Source organism: Mycobacterium scrofulaceum (assembly GCF_002086735.1).
Classification (GTDB): domain Bacteria; phylum Actinomycetota; class Actinomycetes; order Mycobacteriales; family Mycobacteriaceae; genus Mycobacterium; species Mycobacterium scrofulaceum.
Genome location: NZ_MVIJ01000023.1, coordinates 1 through 19,349, shown reverse-complemented (window position 1 = coordinate 19,349; position 19,349 = coordinate 1). Strand labels below are relative to the sequence as shown.

Here is a 19,349-nt window from a genome sequence, read left to right as displayed (position 1 = left end):
CCGGGGCAGCTCTATCAGGGAAACGCGAGTGTCGGCACGGACAGCAAGTGATGTAGTCATGGTGACCTGAAGTTCCATTGATCACCGGCGTGTGAGGGCTCGGAGCCAATGCTCCTAGAGCTAAGCGGCGAAAACGGCCAAACTCATCCCGCACCAGCTGAAATTCTCAGCACCTTGACGCTACACCATTTCGTACCTACCCGGGATCGGCGCGATAGCGGGCTCGGTGCCGGCAGTCGCGGTTGACTGGGCTGCCGCGTCAGCCAACCCACCCGCGGCGAAACAATCCGGATCGCCGATGACGCAACGGCGACAACGGCCACGACCCGATCGGTCTTCATGTGGATCCGAATGATTGGGTGCAGCCGGCGAGCAATCGTCAACTGAGACACTCGTTCCTGTTGCAGTACGCCAAGAACTGGCGCACGATGGCCAAGTTGTCGCTGCCGGACCGCTACTTGCGCGACACCGCCGACGACGCTCCGGAGACCCGCAGCGAGCGGATGTTCCCCGAACTGCAGCCCGGTTTCGCCGGGACGGACCCGGCGACAGCGCGCCGCCGCGGGCTCAACACAGCGATCCGCCAACACCGTCGCGCCCGTGCCTCGATGAAGGGCGGCATCGATCAGGCGTAGATGTCGGGCCTGCGCCGCTCCCACGGCGTGGCCAAGTGCAGCAGTTTCGACCGAGCATATGACCAGCGCGTCCGCACCGCCATCATCAATAGTGCCGGGATCGATCTTGAAAACCCGCTGACAGGTGTCGCGTTCGCTCAGCCGCGGGACGCAGCATAGTGGGACTGACCAGTCCGACCCTGTCCCGACTGCTCAGTGAGCGTGGCCGTAGTCGTCCGCGTTGCCATGCTTCTGGGGCAAACCCGTCTAGGAGCCACCCCCTCTCCGAAAACGAAAGCGCCCCCGGCCAACTGACCGGGGGCGCTTCGTTAGGAGGTGCGTTTAGTGGTGGTGATGCCCGTGGCCGTGGCCGTGGCCGTGGCCGTGGTCATCGTCCGCGTCGGCGGGCTTCTCGACGATGGCCGTCTCCGTGGTCAGCACCATGCGGGCCACCGACGCCGCGTTGACGACGGCCGAGCGGGTCACCTTGACCGGGTCGATGACGCCGGCGCCGAGTAGGTCGCCATAGGCGAGCGTCTCGGCGTTCAGCCCCTGCCCGACGGGCAGCTCGCTGACCTTGTTGACCACGACCGAGCCGTCCAGCCCGGCGTTGGTGGCGATCCAGTACAGCGGGGCCGCCAACGCCTCGAAGAACACGTCGACCCCGAGCACCTGGTCGCCGCTCACCGTCCCGCGCAATTCCGTCAGCGCCTTGCGGGCGTGGATGAGCGCCGTTCCGCCGCCCGCGACAATGCCCTCCTCGACGGCCGCCTTGGCGGCCGAGACGGCGTCCTCGACGCTTTCCTTGCGCTCCTTGAGCGCGGTCTCGGTGGCGGCACCGACCTTGATGACGGCCACGCCGCCGGCCAGCTTGGCCAGCCGCTCCTGCAGCTTCTCGCGGTCCCAGTCCGAGTCGCTGTTCTCGATCTCGGCGCGCAGCTGCTTGATGCGGGCCTCGACCGCGTCCTTGGAACCGCCGCCCTCGACCACGATGGTGTCGTCCTTGCTGACCACCACGCGGCGGGCCGAACCCAGCACGTCGGTGCCGACCTCGCGCAGCAGCAGGCCGGCGTCGGGATTGATCACCTGGCCGCCCGTGACCACCGCGAGATCCTCGAGGAACGCCTTGCGCCGGTCACCGAAGAACGGCGCCTTGACCGCGACCGCCTTCAGCGTCTTGCGAATCGAGTTGACGACCAGGGTCGCCAGGGCCTCGCCCTCGATGTCCTCGGCGATGATCAGCAGCGGTTTGCCCATCTCGGCGATCTTCTCGAGCATCGGCAGCAGGTCGGGCAGCGAGCTGATCTTCTCCTGGTGCAACAGGATCACCGGGTCGTCGAGCACGGCCTCCTGCGAGTCGAAGTCGGTGACGAAATACGCCGACAGGAAACCCTTGTCAAAGCCGACGCCCTCGGTGAACTCCAGCTCGGTGTTCAGCGTCGAGGACTCTTCGACGCTGAGCACGCCGTCGGTGCCGACCTTGGTCATCGCCTCGCCGACCAGCTCACCGATCTGCGGGTCGCGCGACGACACCGTCGCCACCTGCGCGATGCCCTCCCTGCCGGAGACGGGGGTGGCCTCCGCAAGCAGCGCCTCGGACACCGCGTCGCCGGCCTTGCCGATCCCCACGCCCAGCTCGATGGGGTTGGCGCCGGCGGCAACCATGCGCAGGCCGTCCTTGATCAACGCCTGCGCGAGCACGGTCGCCGTGGTGGTGCCGTCGCCGGCGACGTCGTTGGTCTTGGTGGCCACCGACTTCACCAACTGGGCACCCAGGTTCTCGAACGGGTCCTCCAGGTCGATCTCGCGCGCGACGGTGACGCCGTCGTTGGTCACCGCCGGCCCGCCGAATGCCTTGGCCAGCACCACGTGCCGACCCCGCGGCCCCAGCGTCACCCGTACCGCGTCGGCGAGCTTGTTCACGCCGGCCTCCATGGCGCGGCGGGCGGTTTCGTCGTACTCAATAAGCTTGCTCATCAGGCTCCTTGTTTAAACGGTGGCGACCCGCTTCGCCCGGCTGCGCCGCGCTTGCGATCACCACGTGCTCGATGGTGGCGACCCGCTTCGCCCGGCTGCGCCGCGCTTGCGATCACCACCACCCGCTAACGCATGCCGCCCCGGAAATCGCCCGCGGCCATGCGCGGGGATCGCCGGGGCGGAACACGGTGCTTACTTCGATACGACAGCCAGCACGTCGCGCGCCGACAGGATCAGGTACTCCTCGCCGTTGTACTTGATCTCGGTGCCGCCGTACTTGCTGTAGATGACGGTGTCGCCTTCCGAGACGTCCAGCGGGATCCGCTTCTCACCGTCCTCGTCCCAGCGGCCGGGACCGACTGCGACGACGGTGCCTTCCTGCGGCTTCTCCTTGGCGGTGTCAGGAATGACCAGACCGGACGCGGTCGTGGTCTCGGCCTCGTTGGCCTGCACGAGAATCTTGTCCTCGAGTGGCTTGATGTTCACCTTCGCCACGATTGGAGCCCTCCACTAGTTAGATCGGGTCCGGGGCGGATGCCCCGGAATTATCAAGGGATTCGGCAGTCGTCCGGGCCCGAGCGCCGTCGTCGCGGGTGCCGGCGCAGGGTTTGGGCCGATTGCCACCTAGCACTCTATACACGAGAGTGCTAGCACTCAAGGGCGGCCGGCTGCGCGCCAGATGTTCGCTACGGGCGATCAGCTGACCTGGGCTTTTACCACCGGAAGCCCCGGGTCGCTGGGCACGTCCAGCGGGGAGGGCGGCGCCCCGGCGGCCACCAGGTGCGCGGCGAAGGACGCGATCATCGCCCCGTTGTCGGTGCACAGCCGCGGCCTGGGGATCCGCAGCGTCAGTCCGGCCGCCGCGCACCGCCGCTCCGCCAGCTCCCGCAGCCGCGAATTGGCGGCCACGCCCCCGGCGATCAGCAACGTCGAGGCGCCGAGCCCCGTCGCCGCCCGCACCGCCTTCATCGTCAGCACGTCGGCGACCGCCTCCTGAAAGCCCGCGGCGACGTCGGCGTTCACCGCGTCCGGGTGGCTCTCCAGGTAGCGGGCCACGGCCGTCTTGAGGCCGGAGAAGCTGAAGGCGTACGGGTCGTCGCCGGGGCCGGTCATGCCGCGCGGGAACGTGATGGCGTCGCGGTCGCCCGTCCGGGCCAGGTCGTCGAGCACCTTGCCGCCGGGATAGCCCAGCCCCAGCAGGCGGGCCACCTTGTCGTAGGCCTCGCCGGCGGCGTCGTCGACGGTGCTGCCCAGCTCGGCGATCGGCTCACCGAGCGAACGCACGTGCAGCAGGTGCGTGTGTCCGCCGGAGACCAGCAGCGCCACGCACTCGGGCAGCGGGCCGTGTTCGTAGACGTCGGCGGCCAGGTGCCCGCCCAGGTGGTTGACGGCGTAGAACGGCACCCCCCACGCCGCCGCGTACGCCTTGGCCGCGGCCACCCCGACCAGCAGCGCGCCGGCCAGTCCGGGCCCGATCGTGGCGGCGACGACGTCCGGCTTGGCCGCGCCGGCCGCCGCCAACGCGCGACGCATCGTGGGGCCGAGCGCCTCCAGGTGCGCCCGCGACGCGATCTCGGGCACCACGCCGCCGAACCGGACGTGTTCGTCGACGCTGGACGCCACCTCGTCGGCCAGCAGCGTCACCGTGCCGTCGGCGGCGAGCCGCGCGATGCCGACTCCCGTTTCGTCGCAAGAGCTTTCGATGGCCAAGATGATCATTGGGCCGCCCTGCGCATGGTGTACGCGTCGGCGCCGCTGGCGCGGTAGTAGCGCCGGCGCAGGCCGATCTGCTCGAAGCCCACGCTGCGGTACAGCGAGATGGCCGCCTCGTTGTCGGTGCGCACCTCCAGGAAGACAGCGCCGGCGTCGGCGAAGACCAGCAGCTCGTCGAGCAACCGGCGGCCGATGCCCCGCCCCTGATAGGCCGGGTCCACGCCGATGGTGTGCACCTCGTACTCGAACGGCGGCGTGCGGCCCAGCCGCGAGATTCCCGCATACCCGACGAGCGTGCCGTCGGCGCGCGCGCCGACGTAATGGTTGTGCTTGCTGGCCAGCTCGCGGTTGAACGCCGCCGCGGGCCAGGGGTCGTCGCCGTCGAACAACTGCCTCTCCAGTTGGGCGCAGCGCGCGGCGTCGGCGGGGGTCAGCGCGCCGAGCGTCACGGGCTCGCTGGGGGCGGTCACCCGCGCGCCGCCATCGGTTTGGCGTCCGGGCGGCGCAGATACAGCGCCACCAGGGGCAGCGGGCGCTGCGACCAGTCGGGCACCGCGGCGACGAGCCCGGCCGGCGTGGGGTGGATCGGCCCGCGACGCGGCAGGTCGAACAGCGCCGCGTGCTCGGGCGAGCCGGCCACCGCCTGGGCCGCGCCCGGGTCGACGTCGGCCGGGGCGTTGACCCCCGGCCCCTCGACGCGGAACCCGTCGCGGTAGCGGGCCCAGTAGACCTCGCGCCGGCGGGCGTCGGTGACCACCAGCACCTCGCCGGTGGTGCGCGCGCCGATGGCGTCCAGGCTGCACACGCCGCGCACCGGGATGCCCAGCGCGTGCCCGTAGGCGGCGGCCGTGGCCATCCCGGCCCGCAGGCCGGTGAACGGGCCGGGGCCACAGCCCACGACGACGGCGTCCAGGTCGCCCATCGTCAGCCCGGCGTCGGCGAGGGCGGCCAGCACGTTGGGGGTGAGCCGTTCGGCGTGGGCGCGGGCGTCGACGGTGACCCGCTCCGCCAGCACGAAGAGGTCGTCGCGGCGCACGATCCCGGCCGTGACGGCCGGGGTGGCGGTGTCGAGCGCCAGCACGAGAGTCACGACCGGCCCCACTGCCACGAAGCGATCCGCACGTCGGACCCGCTGAGGCGTTCCAGGCGGACGTCGAGGTGCCGCTCGGCGAGGCGTTCGACGAGGCCCTCGCCCCACTCCACCACCACCACCGCGTCGTCGAGATCGGTGTCGAGGTCCAGCGAGTCGAGCTCGGCCAGCAGGTCGGCGCCGCCGGTGTCCAAAAGCCGGTACATGTCGACATGAATCATCGCCGGTGCGCCGGTGCGCCGCGGCGGGTGCACCCGAGCCAGCACGTACGACGGCGAGGTGACCGGGCCGTCGACGTCCATCGCCGCGGCAATCCCCTTGGCCAGCACGGTCTTTCCCGCGCCGAGCGGACCGGTGAGCACCACCACGTCTCCCGCGCGCAGCTGTTCGCCGAGCCGCGACCCCAGTGCGACGGTGTCCTCCACGCGCTCCAGCGTGGCCGTGCCCTCCTGCGGTGATCGCAAGCGCGGCGAAGCCGGGCGCAGCGGGTCGCCGCCATCAAGGCTAGCCACGGCGCCACAGCCTTTCCCGCATCCAGCGGGCCGCCAGCCCGGCGCGACCCGGGGTGGCCCGCTTGACGAGCCGGACCAGCCCGTCGTTGATCGCCTCGGGCTTGTCCAGCAGCGCGAGGTGGCTGGCGCCGGCGACGATGACCAGCTCGGACCGCGGCAGCGACGCGGCCATCTTGCGCGAGTATTCGTCCGGCGTCAGCAGGTCGTGGTCGCCGCAGGCGATCAGGGTGGGGATGCGCAGCAGGGTCCACAGCCCGGCGGTTTCGTCGTGGTGTTCCAGGGCGTCCAGGAACTCCACCATGGTCGGGATCGGGGTGCCGTTCATCATTTGCTGCGAAAAGGCGTCCAGTCTCCGGCTGACGTGCAGGTCGCTGTAGGACGCGGCCCGCAGGACGGGGCCGATCAGCGAGCGCGACACGGTGCGGCCGCGGTGCATCAGCTTGGGCGCGGACCGCGCGGTGAACCGGAAGGCTTCCAGCGCCGGGTTCTTCAGGATCTCGCCCAGCGGGGACCTGGCGACGCCTTCGGCCGCCGACGAGATCAGCGCGGCGCCCACGATGCGGCGCCCGTACTGGCCGGGGAACTGGCGGGCATGCGCCAACACGGTCATGCCGCCCATCGAGTGACCGACCAGCACGACCATGCCGCGCGGCGCCACCGCCGCGAGCACGGTCTCGAGATCCCTGCCGAGCTGGGTCAGCGTGTAGCTCTCCGGCGCGGCCTCGTCGGAGAGGCCGTGGCCGCGCTGGTCGTAGAAGACCATCCGGACACCCGGGCCCAGGTGGTGGGGCAGCCGCGTTCGCTGGAAGTGGAAGGCGCCCATCCGCAGACAGAAACCGTGGACGAAGACCATGGTCAGCGGGGCGTCCGCGGGGCCGGCCTCCCGGATCGCCAGCGACACCCCGTCGGGGGTGGTGACCAGCGAGGCGCGGTCGTCGTCGATCGTGTCGAAATCCTCGTCGGCGTAGGGGTCGTCGGCGCCGCGGGCCCGCTGGGTCATCGAGCGGCGGGCCGAGGCTCCGACGATGGTGGCGAGGGCCGTCACCCCCGCCCCGCCCGCGAGCCAGGCCCTCCCCTGCCGGCGCCTGCGGGTCTTCTCAGGGCTCAAGGGTTCGTGCCTCGCGGTAGGTCCGGGTGATCCGCCCGCGGGGGCTGGTCACCACCTCGTAGTGGATGGTGCCGAGCAGGTCTGCCCAGTCCTGTGCGGTGGATTCCCCGCTGCCGCCGGGCCCGAACAGGATCGCCTCGTCGCCCTCGGCGACGTCGGCCCGGCCGGGGCCGAGGTCGACGACGAACTGGTCCATGCAGATCCGTCCCACGCCGGGCCGCCGCTTGCCGTTGATCAACACCTCCAGCCGCCCGCCCAGCGACCGGAAGACGCCGTCCGCGTAGCCGACCGGCAGCAGCGCCAGGTTGGTGTCGCGCTCGGCGGTCCAGGTGTGCCCGTACGACACGCTCTCGCCCGCCCGGATCGACTTGACCAGCGCCACAGGGCATTTCACGGTCATCGCCGGCACCAGCCCCATGTCGCCGAGTTCGGGCACCGGGCTCAGCCCGTACACCGCGACGCCGGGCCGCACCAGGTCGAAGGCCAGGTCGGGCCGCGACATGGTGGCCGACGAGTTCGCCAGGTGCGCGACCTCGAACCGCACCCCGCTCTCGCCCGCCTGCGCCAGCATGTCGGCGAAGCGTTCGGCCTGAAGATCGTTGACGGGGTTGGCCGGTTGATCGGCGAACACCATGTGCGACATCAGGCCGCGCAGCCGGATGGCGTCCTCGGCCACGGCCCGGCGCAGCGCGGTCAGCATCGACGGGTACTGCGCCGGGTGGACGCCGTTGCGGTTCAGCCCGGTATCGACCTTGACGGTGACGGTCGCCGTGCGGCCGGTCCGGCGCGCCGCGTCCAGCAGCTCGTCGAGCTGACGCTCCGACGACACGGCGATCTCCACGTCGGCCAGCAGCGCGGGGCCGAAGTCGATGCCGGGCGGGTGCAGCCAGGCCAGCACGGGCGCGGTGATGCCGTCGGCGCGCAGCGCCAGCGCCTCGGCGACGGTGGCCACGCCCAGCTCGGCCGCCCCGCCGGCCAGCGCCGCGCGGGCCGCCTGGGTGGCGCCGTGGCCGTAGCCGTCGGCCTTGACGACGGCCATCACCTGGGCGCCGCCGGCGTGCTCGCCCAGCAACCGCACGTTGTGCTCGATGGCGCCCAGGTCCACCAGGGCCTCGGCGAGCACGCCCGGCGTCAGGGATGTCGGCGTAGCGGCGCACCCTTTCATGGCCGCCATTGTCCCAGAACCGGGCCGACCGCCGCCCCACGCCGTCGCAATGGTCACAACGGCCGCACTCGTGTGGCAGGCGGCTCAGTGCGCGAAGTGCTGGGCCTCGTAGTGGCCGCCGGGCTTGAGCTTGTCCAGCGAGCTCAGCGCGGAGACCGCGTCGTCGTGCAGTGCGCGGGCCAGGTCGGCCGACAGGCCCTCACGCACCACGATGCGCAGCACCGAGACGTCGGTGGCGTTGTCGGGCATCGTGTAGGCCGGCACCTGCCAGCCGTAGGTGCGCAACTCATGGGACACGTCGAACTCGGTGTAGCCGCGGTCCCCGGCGAGCCGGAACGCGACCACCGGGATCGCCGACCCGTCGGAGATGAGCTCGCAGTGGTCGCTGACCCGCAGCTGCTCGGCCAGCCAGCGCGCCGTCCCCGACAGCGCCTGCATCACCTTGGAGTAGCCGTCGCGGCCGAGCCGCAGGAAGTTGTAGTACTGGCCGACCACCTGGTTGCCCGGCCGGGAGAAATTCAGCGTGAAGGTCGGCATGTCGCCGCCGAGGTAGTTGACCCGGAACACGAGCTCTTCGGGCAGGTACTCCTTGCTGCGCCACACCACGAACCCGACGCCGGGATAGGTCAGCCCGTACTTGTGGCCGCTGACGTTGATCGACACCACCCGGGGCAGGCGGAAGTCCCACTTGAGTTCGGGGTGCAGGAAGGGCACCACGAACCCGCCGCTGGCGGCGTCGACGTGCACCGGCACGTCCACCCCGCCGCCGGCCGCCAGCTTGTCCAGCGCGCCGCAGATCTCGGCGACCGGCTCCAGCTCACCGGTGTAGGTGGTGCCCAGGATCGCCACCACGCCGATGGTGTCCTCGTCGACGGCGTCGACGACCTGTTCGGGGGTGATGACGTAGCGCCCCTCCTCCATCGGCAGGTAGCGGGGCTCGACGTCGAAGTAGCGGCAGAACTTCTCCCACACCACCTGCACGTTGGAGCCCATCACCAGGTTGGGCCGGCGCGCCTCCCAGCCCTTCCCGACCTTCGCGCGCCAGCGCCACTTCATGGCCAGCCCGCCCAGCATCACCGCCTCGCTGGAGCCGATCGTGGAGACCCCGCACGCGCTGTAAGGGTCGGCGTCGTTCAGGCCGTCGGCGTGGAACAGGTCGGCCACCATGCACACGCAGCGCTGCTCGATGGCCGCGGTCGCCGGGTACTCGTCCTTGTCGATCATGTTCTTGTCGAACGTCTCGGCCATCAGCCGGCCGGCCTCGGGATCCATCCAGGTGGTGACGAACGTGGCCAGGTTGAGCCGCGAGCTGCCGTCGAGCATCAACTCGTCGTGGATGAAGCGGTAGGCGGCCTCGGGGTCCATCGACTCGTCGGGCATCCGCAGCGCCGGCACCGGCGCGGTGAACAGGCGGCCGGTGTAGGCGGGGGCGATCGCGTGCGCGGGCAGGGACGGATGTTGCGGCACTGGGAGATCCTCTCGGTAGCGGCGCTAAATGGCGGCCAGGGCGGCCCTGATATGCGGAACCATCCGGGACGACGACGTCGGCGCGGCACCGGGGCCCGGGTCTGCGGCCGCGGACGCCGCCGCCCGCGCGTGGACGAACGCCGCCGCCGCGGCCGCCTCGGCCGCCGGCAGGCCCGCCGCGAGCAGTGCGCCGATCATGCCGGACAGCACGTCGCCGGAACCTGCGGTGGCCGCCCACGATTGCCCGGCCGGGTTGAGGTACACCGGGCCGCCCGGATCGGCGATGACCGTGACGTTCCCCTTGAGCAGCACGGTCGCGCCGAAGGTGTCGGCCAGCTTGCGGCACGCGCCCACCCGGTCATCACCCGGGGGGGTACCCGCCAGGCGGGCGAATTCACCGGCGTGCGGGGTCAGCACCGTGGGGGCGTTGCGGTTGGCGACCAGCTCGGGGTGCGCCGCCAGGATCGTCAGCCCGTCGGCGTCGACGATCACCGGCAGGTCGGTCTCCAGCGCGAACCACAGCGCCGCGGCGCCGGTGTCGTCGGTGCCCAATCCCGGCCCGACGACCCAAGATTGGACGCGCCCGGCCGACGCGGGGGTGGGCGAGGCGATCACCTCCGGCCAGTGCGCGAGCACCTCGCGGTGCGCGCTGCCGGCGTAGCGCACCATGCCGGAGGTCGCCGCGACGGCGGCCCCCGTGCACAGGACGGCCGCACCCGGATACGTCGACGAGCCGGCCATCACGCCGGTCACGCCCTGGGTGTACTTGTCGTCGTGGGGCCCGGGCACCGGCCAGCGGGCGGCCACGTCGGCCGCCTCGAAACCCAGTACGTCCGTGCCCGGCAGGTCGAGCCCGATGTCGATCAGCTTCACCCGCCCGCAGTCGCCGAGCGCGTGCACGGGCTTGAGCCCGCCGAAGGTCACGGTCAGCGCCGCGCGCACCGCGGGGCCGCCGATCGCCCCGGTCGCCACGTCGACGCCGCTGGGGATGTCGACGGCGAGGACCGGGATCCCCGCCTCGTCGACCGCGGCGAAGACCTCGGCGGCGGCCGGGCGCAGCGGCCCCGACCCGGAGATGCCCACCACGCCGTCGATGACGAGATCGGTTGTGGGCGCGACGCTTTCGACAACACGGCCGCCGGCCTTGGTGAACGCCGCCAGCCCCTTGCGATGGGTGCGTTCGGGATTGAGCAGCACCGCGTCCGCGGCGGCGCCGCGACGGCGCACGAAGGTCGCGGCCCACAGCGCGTCACCGCCGTTGTCCCCCGAGCCGACCACCGCGCACACCCGGCGGCCGGCCACCCCGCCGGTGCGGGCCCGCAACTCGGCGACGACCTCGGCGGCGAGCCCGAAGGCCGCGCGCCTCATCAGGGCCCCGTCGGGCAGGCTGGCCAGCAGCGGCGCCTCGGCCCGGCGGATCGCGTCTACGGAGTAGTAGTGCCGCACCTTAGCCACATTACGGGTCGGCGGCCGGCCGGCTCAGGCCGATGCCTCGCGCGATCGCTGCCGTCGCGCCATGGCCCGCAGGCGCGCCGGGCTCAGCTGCCGGGGGTCCTTGTGCCGTGTCATCGGGTAGAAGCAGAGCCCGATCAGGATCGACGTGAAGTGCCCGATCGCGGTGAAGTTCAACTCAATACGATCCATTGCCAGCAACGGGAAACCGAAGATGACGAACAGCACGCCCAGATAGCCCCACCGCCACGGCCGGGCGATGTGATAGGCCAGCACGCCCATCACCCCGACCAGAAAGTAGCTCACGCCGATGTCGCGCGCGTGCACCAGCCGTTCCGACGCGTCGTGTTCCTCGATCGCGAAATACAGCAGGCCTTCGCTGAAGTAGGTGGACAGGATGTGGGCGCTCAATCCAACTGTGAGCCAACGTAATTGGCCAAGCCAGTGTTCGGCCGGCGCCAGGAACAAGCTGAACAGGATCAGGTACGGCGTCAGGTTGTCCCCGTCGATCCACAACAGGCTGGAGAACAGCACGTCGAGCGGGTCGCGCGCCAGCCCGTGAATGTTGGTCGAATGGTGCATCAGCATCGAGTGCAGTTGCCGCTGGGGAAGCCAGTGCTGAATGAACGTCGTGATCAGCAGGACGAGCAGCCAGCCGTAGGTCAGCGGCGCGCTGCTGACGTAATGCCAGACCGCGAGTCCCATGCTGCGCAGTCGGGATCGCACCGGAGCATTCGTCACGTCATCACCTTCGCACGCCGGTCGTCGGGGAGCGCAACTCAGGCGGTGGCGCCGGGCGAGCGCCTCATGCGCTCGACGGCGCCGGGGCGGGATCTGCCGGCACGGGAACCTCGGGCCGCAGATGCCGCCACCAGCACATGATGTAGAGCAGCATCGAGACCACCAGGAGGACCAGCACCCACAGCACCAGCGTGATGTCGATCCAGCCCCCGAAGGGCGGCGAGCCCGGCAGCGCGTTCCGTAGGGGCACCACCGCGAAGAGCATCGCCGCGTACCACGTCGTCATCGGGGGCTGGAACTTGCGCCGGTTGCGGACGGTCTGAACGGCGACGAACAGACCCAGGCCGGCGATGGCCACCAGCACGCACAAGATGACGATGCCGAACGCGGCCGCGCTGAGCGAGCGGTGCACGCTCACCCGGTAGGGCCCGGACCCGTCGGTGGACACCTGCCAGCCGGAGAGGTGGTTGACGAAGGTCACCGGTACGCGCTCGGGCACCTCCCCGGGGCCGTGCATGAGCTCCACCTCGACCGGCCCCGAACGGTAGTGGTCGAATGGCCAGCTCTCGATGTCCCCCGCGATGGTCAGCGGGACGGGAAAGACGCCGGGCAGCATGCCTTTGGTCCACGTGCGACGGGTCGGCGTCGCCACGGATCGCACCCGGAGGCTGACGTCTTCCTTGAAGTGCTGGGTCTCGGGGTCCAGCAGCGCCGACCCCGGCGAGATGGTCAGGTTGCCCATCAGCACGCTGTAGTTCGACTGGATGTCCTCGATGGCCAGCGTCGCCGTGCTCCGGTCACCCCCGGCCGGGGTTTCCGGGTGATGGTGGCGCCCCCCGCCGCTGGCGTAGATCGCGACCGAGGCGACGTACGCCGCGACGACGCCCACGATCAGAGCGATGATCCCATATCTCACGACTGCCCCCTGCCCGACTTGGCCCCGTGGCCACCCAACGCGAGAAAAATCATTGCCCACGGGCAATGTAGTTGACCGGCTGCCGGAAACGCCTTGAAACCGCAAGGATTTCGATCCACGTCAGCCCGACGCCGCGGCGACCGGCTCCGACGGCGGTGCGACGGCCTCGGGCCGCAGGTGGCGCCACCAGCAGACGATGTAGAGCAGCATCGCCACCACCAACGCGACGATCACCCAGAGCACGACGGTCACGTCGATCCACGCCCCCACCGGGGGCGAGCCCGGAAGCGCGTTGCGCAGCGGCACCACCGCGAAGAGCATCGCCGCGTACCACGTCGTCATCGGGGGCTGGAACTTTCGCCGGTCACGCATCGTCTGAATCGCCACGACCAGCCCGAGCACGGCGATGGCGATCAGCACGCCGCAGATGACGATGCCGAACACGGCGGTGCTCGGCGCGCGGCGCACGCTCATCCGGTAACCCTCGTGGCCGGCGCTCTTGGTGGCGGAGACCTTGAATCCGGGGAGGTGGTCGATGAGTCGCACCGGGATGAGTTCGGGCGGTTTGGTCGTGTCGCCACCATGAAACAGCTGCACCTCGATCGGTCCCGAGGTGTAGTTGTCGAACGGCCACCGTTCGATGTGACCGGCGATGGTCAGCGGGAGCGGAAAGACGCCGGGGAGCATGCCTCTGGTGTAGTCGCGCCGACTGGGCTGGGCGGCCGACCTGACGCGCAGCATGAGGTCTTCCTTGAGCCGGTGGGTGACCGGGTCCAGCAGCTCGGGTCCGGGCGCGACGGCCACGGTGGCCACCACCGCGCTGTAGTTCGACTGCATCTCCTCCACGGTCAGCGTCGCCATGCTCTGGGCGGCGGTCTCCGCGTTGTCGCTGAGGGTGCCGGCTGACGTCGTCTCGACCGTGTTGTGGTAGAGCTCGACCAACGCGACGTAGGTCCCGACGATGAGCAGGACGAAACCCACCGCGGCGAGTCTTCTGGCCGCCGAACGCATGCTGCTCCTACCCGTGGGGAGTTGACGTGTCCCAGGCGAATCTAACGGAACGGCTGCGGATCTCGCGGCGATACGGCCGAAGCGGCACTGACTATTCGACGGTGACGGACTTGGCGAGGTTGCGCGGCTTGTCGACGTCGTATCCGCGCGCCTGCGCCACCGACGCGGCGAACACCTGCAGCGGGATGGTCGACAGCAGCGGTTGCAGAAGCGTTGACACCGAGGGGATTTCGATGAGGTGGTCGGCGTAGGGCCGCACCGTGTCGTCGCCCTCCTCGGCGATCACGATGGTGATCGCGCCGCGGGCCTGGATTTCGCGAATGTTGGACAACAGCTTGGAGTGCAGCGTGGCCTGCCCCTTGGGCGAGGGCATGACGACGATGACCGGCAGGTCGTCTTCGATCAGCGCGATGGGGCCGTGCTTGAGTTCGCCGGCGGCGAATCCCTCGGCGTGCATGTAGGCCAGCTCTTTGAGTTTCAGCGCGCCTTCGAGCGCCACCGGGTAGCCGACGTGGCGCCCGAGGAAGAGCACGGTCTCCGACTGCGCGAACCGGTAGGCCAGGGCGGCCACCGGCTCGATCATCGCGAGCACCCGCGCGACCAGGTCCGGCATGGCTTCCAGCTCCCGGTACTCCCGCTCGACCTCGTCGGGGTACTTGGTGCCGCGGGCCTGCGCCAGCGCCAGGCCCACCAGGTAGTTGGCGGTGATCTGCGCCAGGAACGTCTTGGTCGAGGCGACGCCGATCTCGGGGCCGGCGCGGGTGTAGAGCACGGCGTCGCATTCGCGCGGGATCTGTGAGCCGTTGGTGTTGCAGATGGCCAGCACCTTGGCCTTCTGCTCCTTGGCGTGGCGGACGGCTTCGAGCGTGTCCGCGGTTTCCCCGGACTGCGAGATCGCGACCACCAGGGTGCTGCGGTCCAGCACCGGGTCGCGGTAGCGGAACTCGCTGGCCAGCTCGACTTCCACCGGCAGCCGGGTCCAGTGCTCGATCGCGTACTTTGCGAGCAGGCCGGAGTGGTAGGCGGTGCCGCAGGCCACCACGAACACCTTGTCGATCTCGCGCAGCTCCTGGTCGGAGAGGCGCTGCTCGTCGAGGGTGATCCGGCCGTCGACGAAGTGCCCGAGCAATGTGTCGGCCACCGCGGTGGGCTGCTCGGCGATCTCCTTGAGCATGAAGTACTCGTAGCCGCCCTTTTCGGCGGCGGCCAGGTCCCAGTCGATGTGGAACTCGCGGTACTCGACGTCGGGGTTGCCCCGGAAGTCGGTGATCCGGTAGCCGTCCGCGGTGAGCACCACGGCCTGGTCCTGCCCGAGTTCGACGGCGTGGCGGGTGTGCGGGATGAACGCGGCGACGTCGGAGCCCACGAACATCTCCCCGTCGCCGATCCCGAGCACCAGCGGCGTCGAGCGGCGCGCGGCCACGATGGTGCCGGGCTCGTCGGCGTTGGTGAACACCAGTGTGAAGTGGCCTTCCAGCCGGCGCAGCACCGCCAGCACCGAGGCGGCGAAGTCCCCCGCGGTCGCTCCCTGCCGGTAGGCCTGCGCCACCAGGTGCACCGCGACCTCGGTGTCGGTGTCGCTGGCGAATTCGACGCCCTGGGCCTCCAGCTCGTGGCGCAGGCTCGGGTAGTTCTCGATGATGCCGTTGTGGACGACGGCGATCTTGCCGGCGGCGTCGCGGTGCGGGTGCGCGTTGCGGTCGGTCGGCCGCCCGTGGGTGGCCCAGCGGGTGTGGCCCAGGCCGGTGGTGCCGCCCAGCGAATCCGGCGGCATCTGCGCGACGGCCTCCTCCAGATTGGCCAGCCGGCCGGCGCGACGGCACACCGTGAGCGTCCCGGCGCCGTTGACCAGCGCGATCCCCGACGAGTCGTAGCCGCGGTACTCCATCCGGCGCAGCGCATCCATGACGACCTTGCAGGCAGGCTGCTGCCCGACGTAGCCGACGATTCCGCACATCTGAACCAGGGTAGTGCAGCCTGCCGCCCGCCACGGCACGCCGACGCTAACGTTAGGGCGCCCACCTGCGCGAAAGGCCCACGTTGACCGACCCCTACCGTCGTTTTCAGCTCAGCCTCACCGAGCACACCGGAGCCGTCATCTTCTGGCAGCAGCGCAGCTACACCTTCACCGGGACGCTCGAGCAGTGCGAGAGGGCGTATCGCACCGCGCAGGCGCACAACCTGGGGGCCGGGTGGTGGAGCGTGGTGTCGCTGTTGGTGATGAACTGGGTGGCGCTGATCTCCAATTGGGGCGCGATCCGGGGCGTGCGCAAGCTGGCCGAGCAGCCGCCGGGCGGTCAAATCCCCGCTCCGCCGGCCGGCCATGCCGCCGCCCCGGGGACCGGCTATGTCCCCGCCCCGCCGGCCGCGCCCACCCCGCCGCCCGGGTGGTACGGCGACCCGTCGGGTCCGGGGCACCGCTACTGGGACGGGGTCAGGTGGACGCCGTGGACCAATCCACCCGGTTTTCCGCCGCAAGGACGCTGACCGTCACCTTCATACCGTCTTCATAAACGGCAGAAACGTTTTTCACTTGATGTATTTCTGACGTTTTCGTTTGTGTCATCGCTCTAGCAATCCAGCTACCTAGAATTCTGCATATCGGCTAAGACCGGCGACCGCCGAAGCCGGCAGAAAGGACAGCTCGTTGACGCCCGCTTGATCAGTTCCACCTGCGGAATCGTCGGATTCGCCGGTGCAGATGCGCGCTGCGCAACCATATCTTTTCAGTATTAACTGTTTCTCGCAGACATCAATGTCGATCGTCCAGCTACCCGATAATCGCGTTTTGCTTGTTGTCGCTAATTCGGTTTGGATCGAAAATCCATGCAACGCGTAAACCTCCGGATAGCTAATCGTTAATAAACGTTAATCAAAAATTTTTACATACTTCTGCAAGGGGATAATCATGACCGCTGTTCTGTTCGACGACGTGATGACCGTGGCGCCCGCGCCCAGCCTGACGCTGGCGGCGGCGCCTGCGCCGGCACCCCAGCCGGCACCCAGGCCGGCACCCAAGCGGCGGCGCGAGCCGATCGCCAGCGGCGACCCGATGGTGGACACGGCCGCCCGGTTGCTGAGCATCCCGCTGCGCCACGTGTACGCGGCGCTGTGGCGGGTGGGCGTGATCGAGGTCGTGGCCTGACGCGGATGCGCTAACGTCGACGCGTGGCCCGCACCCGCAAGCTTTTCGCAGCCCTCAGCCGCCGTGGTCCGCACCGGGTTTTGCGTGGTGACCTGGCTTTTGCCGGGCTGCCGGGGGTGGTGTACACGCCGGAGGCGGGGCTGAATCTGCCCGGGGTGGCGTTCGGCCACGACTGGCTCGCCGGCGCCGCCCGCTACGGGGGCCTGCTCAAGCACCTGGCGTCGTGGGGCATCGTGGCCGGCGCCCCCGACACCGAGCGGGGCCTGGCCCCTTCGGTGCTGAACTTCGCCTTCGACCTCGGCACCGCGCTGGACATCGTGTCGGGGGTGCGGCTGGGACCGGGCAAGATCAGCGTGCACCCCGCCAAGCTGGGCGTGGTGGGGCACGGCTTCGGCGGCTCGGCCGCCGTCTTCGCCGCGGCCGGCATGCCGAACAAGCTGGCCGCGGCGGCGGCGCTGTTTCCCGCGGTCACCAGCCCTCCGGCCGAGGCCCCGGCGACGGCCCTGACGCTGCCGGGGCTGATCTTGACCGCGCCCGGCGATGCCCAGTCGCTGACCTCGAACGCGCTGTCGCTGTCGCGCGCCTGGGACGCGGCCACGCTGCGCATCGTCAGCAAGGCCCGGCCCGGCGGGCTGGTCGAGGGCCGGCGGCTGACGAAGGCGTTCGGCCTGGCCGGCCCGCACCGGCGCACGCAGCGAACCGTACGCGCGCTGGTCACGGGTTACCTGCTCCACACGCTGGGCGGCGACAAGACCTACCGCGACTTCGCCGATCCCGACGTCCATCTGCCCAAGACGGACCCGGTGGATCCCGAGGCGCCGCCCGTCGCCCTGGAGGAGAAGATCGTCGCGCTGTTGAAGTGACGCGGCAGCGGAGCACCGGACGGGCGTGTCGGCGGGCTGGGACTGCCGCGCCCCGCCTCGCGCAGGGCGGTCGTGGTATCTGTCGTTGATGCGCATCGGGATCGCCCTGGACTATTCGGGCGGCTTTCACCAGGCCGTGGACCGCGTCGTGGAGCTCGAGAAGGCCGGCATCGACATCGCGGTGGTGGCCGAGGCGTACGCCTTCGATGCCGTGAGCCAGCTCGGTTACCTGGCCGCCAAGACCACCACGGTCGAGTTGGCCTCGGGGGTGTTCCCCATCTACGTCCGCACGCCCTCGCTGCTGGCGATGACGGCCGCGGGGCTGGACTTCGTGTCCGACGGGCGGTTCCGGCTGGGAATCGGCACCTCCGGGCCCCAGGTGATCGAGGGCTTCCACGGCGTGGAGTTCGACGCGCCGCTGGGCCGTACCCGCGAGATCGTGGAGATCTGCCGCAAGGTGTGGCGCCGCGAGCGGCTGCAGCACAACGGCAAGCACTATCAGATCCCGCTGCCGCCCGGCCGCGGCACCGGCCTCGGCAAAGCGTTGCACCTCATCAATCATCCTGTGCGCGAACGCATTCCGATCACCATCGCCGCGCTCGGCCCCCAGAACGTCGAGCTGACCGCCGAGATTGCCGAGGGTTGGCAGCCCGTCTTCTTCCTCCCGGACCAGGCCGCCTCGGTGTGGGGCGACGCGCTGGCGGCCGGGACCGCCAAGCGGGATCCCGCCCTGGGGCCGCTGGACGTGATGGTGCACGCGTCGGTGGCCATCGGCGACGACGTCGACGTCGACGTCGACGCGAGGCTGGCCTGGGTCAAGCCGCAGCTCGGCCTCTACCTCGGCGGAATGGGCGCTAAAGGCCGCAACTTCTACCACGCCCTGGCCACCCGCTACGGGTTCGGCGAGGTCGCCGACCGCATCCAGGAGCTGTACCTGTCGGGCCGCAAGCGCGAGGCCATCGACGCGGTGCCCGACGAGCTGGTGCGCGGCATGTCGCTGGTCGGTCCGCGGGGTTACGTCGCCGAACGCCTCGCGGCCTTCGCCGAAGCCGGGGTGACGACGATGCTGCTGAGCCCGCTGGCTGCCGACCGCGCCGAATCCGTCCGCTTCGTCGAAGAAGTGCTGGCGCTGCGCCCGGCCTGAGGTCGTCACTGCCCCGCCTGCGGCAGCTGGTCCGCGGCGATCTCGCAGGGCGTCTTCCCCTCGGTCGCCGGCAGCGCGGGACCGCCCGCCGCCGGCGCCGCATCCGGTGCCGGCGCCGCATCCGGCGCTGGCGGCGCATCCGGCGCTGGCGGCGCGCCGACCGGTTCGGCGGCGGCGTCGGGCTCAGCCTCTCCGGTGTCTTCGACCTCCTTGACATCTCCGGCGTGTTCGGTGTGCGTCTCCGGGGTCTGTTCGTCGGTGTCGTCGTCCTCGAAAGGCTCCCCGTCGAAGCCGTCCCCGCGGTCGAAGGGCTCGCTGTCCCCCAGGCCGTCACCCGCCGAGCCGATCAGCGCGCCGACCGCGTCGACGATCCGGCCGGCCAACCCGAGCAGACCCCCACCGCCACCGTCGCCGAGCCCGCCGCCCAGCCC

At 70.4% G+C, this 19,349-nt stretch carries 18 protein-coding genes and 3 pseudogenes; 5 read left to right on the top strand and 16 right to left on the bottom strand.

Going from position 1 to position 19,349, the window contains the following annotated elements:
• Positions 1–392: 392 nt before the first annotated feature.
• Positions 393–635: pseudogene (locus tag BST44_RS16040) on the top strand (fatty acid desaturase); the annotation flags it as partial.
• Positions 636–956: 321 nt separating this feature from the next.
• On the opposite strand, the gene groL reads toward BST44_RS16040, so the two are convergent.
• The 15 genes and pseudogenes from groL to glmS form a co-directional block, all read right to left on the bottom strand.
• Positions 957–2,591, bottom strand: a complete 1,635-nt coding sequence (gene groL, locus BST44_RS16035; protein ID WP_083178098.1) for a chaperonin GroEL — start codon at positions 2,589–2,591, stop codon at positions 957–959.
• 19 nt (positions 2,592–2,610) lie between these two features.
• Positions 2,611–2,710, bottom strand: a pseudogene (locus BST44_RS31700) (hypothetical protein); the annotation flags it as partial.
• A gap of 73 nt (positions 2,711–2,783) precedes the next feature.
• Positions 2,784–3,086: a co-chaperone GroES gene (gene groES, locus BST44_RS16030; protein WP_007167930.1), complete on the bottom strand. Its 303-nt coding sequence runs from the start codon at positions 3,084–3,086 to the stop codon at positions 2,784–2,786.
• Between the two features lie 201 nt (positions 3,087–3,287).
• The gene (gene tsaD / locus BST44_RS16025; RefSeq protein ID WP_083178097.1) at positions 3,288–4,310 is read right to left on the bottom strand and encodes a tRNA (adenosine(37)-N6)-threonylcarbamoyltransferase complex transferase subunit TsaD; all 1,023 of its coding nucleotides are present in this window, start codon (positions 4,308–4,310) and stop codon (positions 3,288–3,290) included.
• Positions 4,307–4,774, bottom strand: coding sequence for a ribosomal protein S18-alanine N-acetyltransferase (gene rimI, locus BST44_RS16020; protein ID WP_083178096.1), 468 nt, complete (start codon positions 4,772–4,774; stop codon positions 4,307–4,309). The genes tsaD and rimI overlap by 4 nt, the downstream gene beginning before the upstream one ends.
• Positions 4,771–5,394: a tRNA (adenosine(37)-N6)-threonylcarbamoyltransferase complex dimerization subunit type 1 TsaB gene (tsaB, locus tag BST44_RS16015; protein WP_083178155.1), complete on the bottom strand. Its 624-nt coding sequence runs from the start codon at positions 5,392–5,394 to the stop codon at positions 4,771–4,773. Before tsaB ends, rimI begins: the two co-directional genes overlap by 4 nt.
• Positions 5,391–5,879: a tRNA (adenosine(37)-N6)-threonylcarbamoyltransferase complex ATPase subunit type 1 TsaE gene (tsaE, locus tag BST44_RS16010; protein WP_142274526.1), complete on the bottom strand. Its 489-nt coding sequence runs from the start codon at positions 5,877–5,879 to the stop codon at positions 5,391–5,393. The genes tsaB and tsaE overlap by 4 nt, the downstream gene beginning before the upstream one ends.
• A gap of 19 nt (positions 5,880–5,898) precedes the next feature.
• Complete coding sequence (locus tag BST44_RS16005) at positions 5,899–6,951, bottom strand: alpha/beta fold hydrolase (RefSeq protein ID WP_208619817.1); 1,053 nt, start codon at positions 6,949–6,951, stop codon at positions 5,899–5,901.
• A 52-nt stretch (positions 6,952–7,003) separates the two neighbouring features.
• Positions 7,004–8,179: an alanine racemase gene (gene alr, locus BST44_RS16000; protein WP_083178154.1), complete on the bottom strand. Its 1,176-nt coding sequence runs from the start codon at positions 8,177–8,179 to the stop codon at positions 7,004–7,006.
• 84 nt (positions 8,180–8,263) lie between these two features.
• Positions 8,264–9,646, bottom strand: a complete 1,383-nt coding sequence (gad, locus tag BST44_RS15995; RefSeq protein WP_083178093.1) for a glutamate decarboxylase — start codon at positions 9,644–9,646, stop codon at positions 8,264–8,266.
• 24 nt (positions 9,647–9,670) lie between these two features.
• Positions 9,671–11,092 carry an NAD(P)H-hydrate dehydratase gene (locus BST44_RS15990; RefSeq protein ID WP_083178153.1) on the bottom strand — a complete coding sequence of 474 codons (1,422 nt, stop codon included), beginning with the start codon at positions 11,090–11,092 and terminating at the stop codon, positions 9,671–9,673.
• A gap of 33 nt (positions 11,093–11,125) precedes the next feature.
• Complete coding sequence (locus tag BST44_RS15985; RefSeq protein WP_083178092.1) at positions 11,126–11,803, bottom strand: rhomboid-like protein; 678 nt, start codon at positions 11,801–11,803, stop codon at positions 11,126–11,128.
• 100 nt (positions 11,804–11,903) lie between these two features.
• Complete coding sequence (locus BST44_RS15980; RefSeq protein WP_083178091.1) at positions 11,904–12,755, bottom strand: DUF4436 domain-containing protein; 852 nt, start codon at positions 12,753–12,755, stop codon at positions 11,904–11,906.
• Positions 12,756–12,875: 120 nt separating this feature from the next.
• On the bottom strand, positions 12,876–13,766 hold the full coding sequence (locus tag BST44_RS15975) for a DUF4436 domain-containing protein (protein ID WP_083178090.1): 891 nt from the start codon (positions 13,764–13,766) through the stop codon (positions 12,876–12,878).
• 91 nt (positions 13,767–13,857) lie between these two features.
• Entirely contained in the window at positions 13,858–15,723 is a 1,866-nt protein-coding gene (glmS, locus tag BST44_RS15970) for a glutamine--fructose-6-phosphate transaminase (isomerizing) (RefSeq protein WP_083178089.1), read from the bottom strand.
• An 83-nt stretch (positions 15,724–15,806) separates the two neighbouring features.
• Between glmS and BST44_RS15965 the strand changes: the two genes are divergently transcribed.
• From BST44_RS15965 to BST44_RS15950, 4 genes are all read left to right on the top strand, one after another.
• Positions 15,807–16,253 (top strand): DUF2510 domain-containing protein, encoded by a 447-nt coding sequence (locus tag BST44_RS15965; RefSeq protein WP_083178088.1) that lies wholly within the window; start codon positions 15,807–15,809, stop codon positions 16,251–16,253.
• A 421-nt stretch (positions 16,254–16,674) separates the two neighbouring features.
• Positions 16,675–16,911 carry an Rv1535 family protein gene (locus tag BST44_RS15960; protein WP_083178087.1) on the top strand — a complete coding sequence of 79 codons (237 nt, stop codon included), beginning with the start codon at positions 16,675–16,677 and terminating at the stop codon, positions 16,909–16,911.
• 23 nt (positions 16,912–16,934) lie between these two features.
• Entirely contained in the window at positions 16,935–17,774 is an 840-nt protein-coding gene (locus BST44_RS15955; protein ID WP_083178086.1) for a dienelactone hydrolase family protein, read from the top strand.
• A gap of 88 nt (positions 17,775–17,862) precedes the next feature.
• Positions 17,863–18,918, top strand: a complete 1,056-nt coding sequence (locus BST44_RS15950) for an LLM class F420-dependent oxidoreductase (RefSeq protein WP_083178085.1) — start codon at positions 17,863–17,865, stop codon at positions 18,916–18,918.
• A 5-nt stretch (positions 18,919–18,923) separates the two neighbouring features.
• Here the strand turns inward: BST44_RS15950 and BST44_RS15945 are convergent.
• Positions 18,924–19,349: pseudogene (locus tag BST44_RS15945) on the bottom strand (hypothetical protein); the annotation flags it as partial.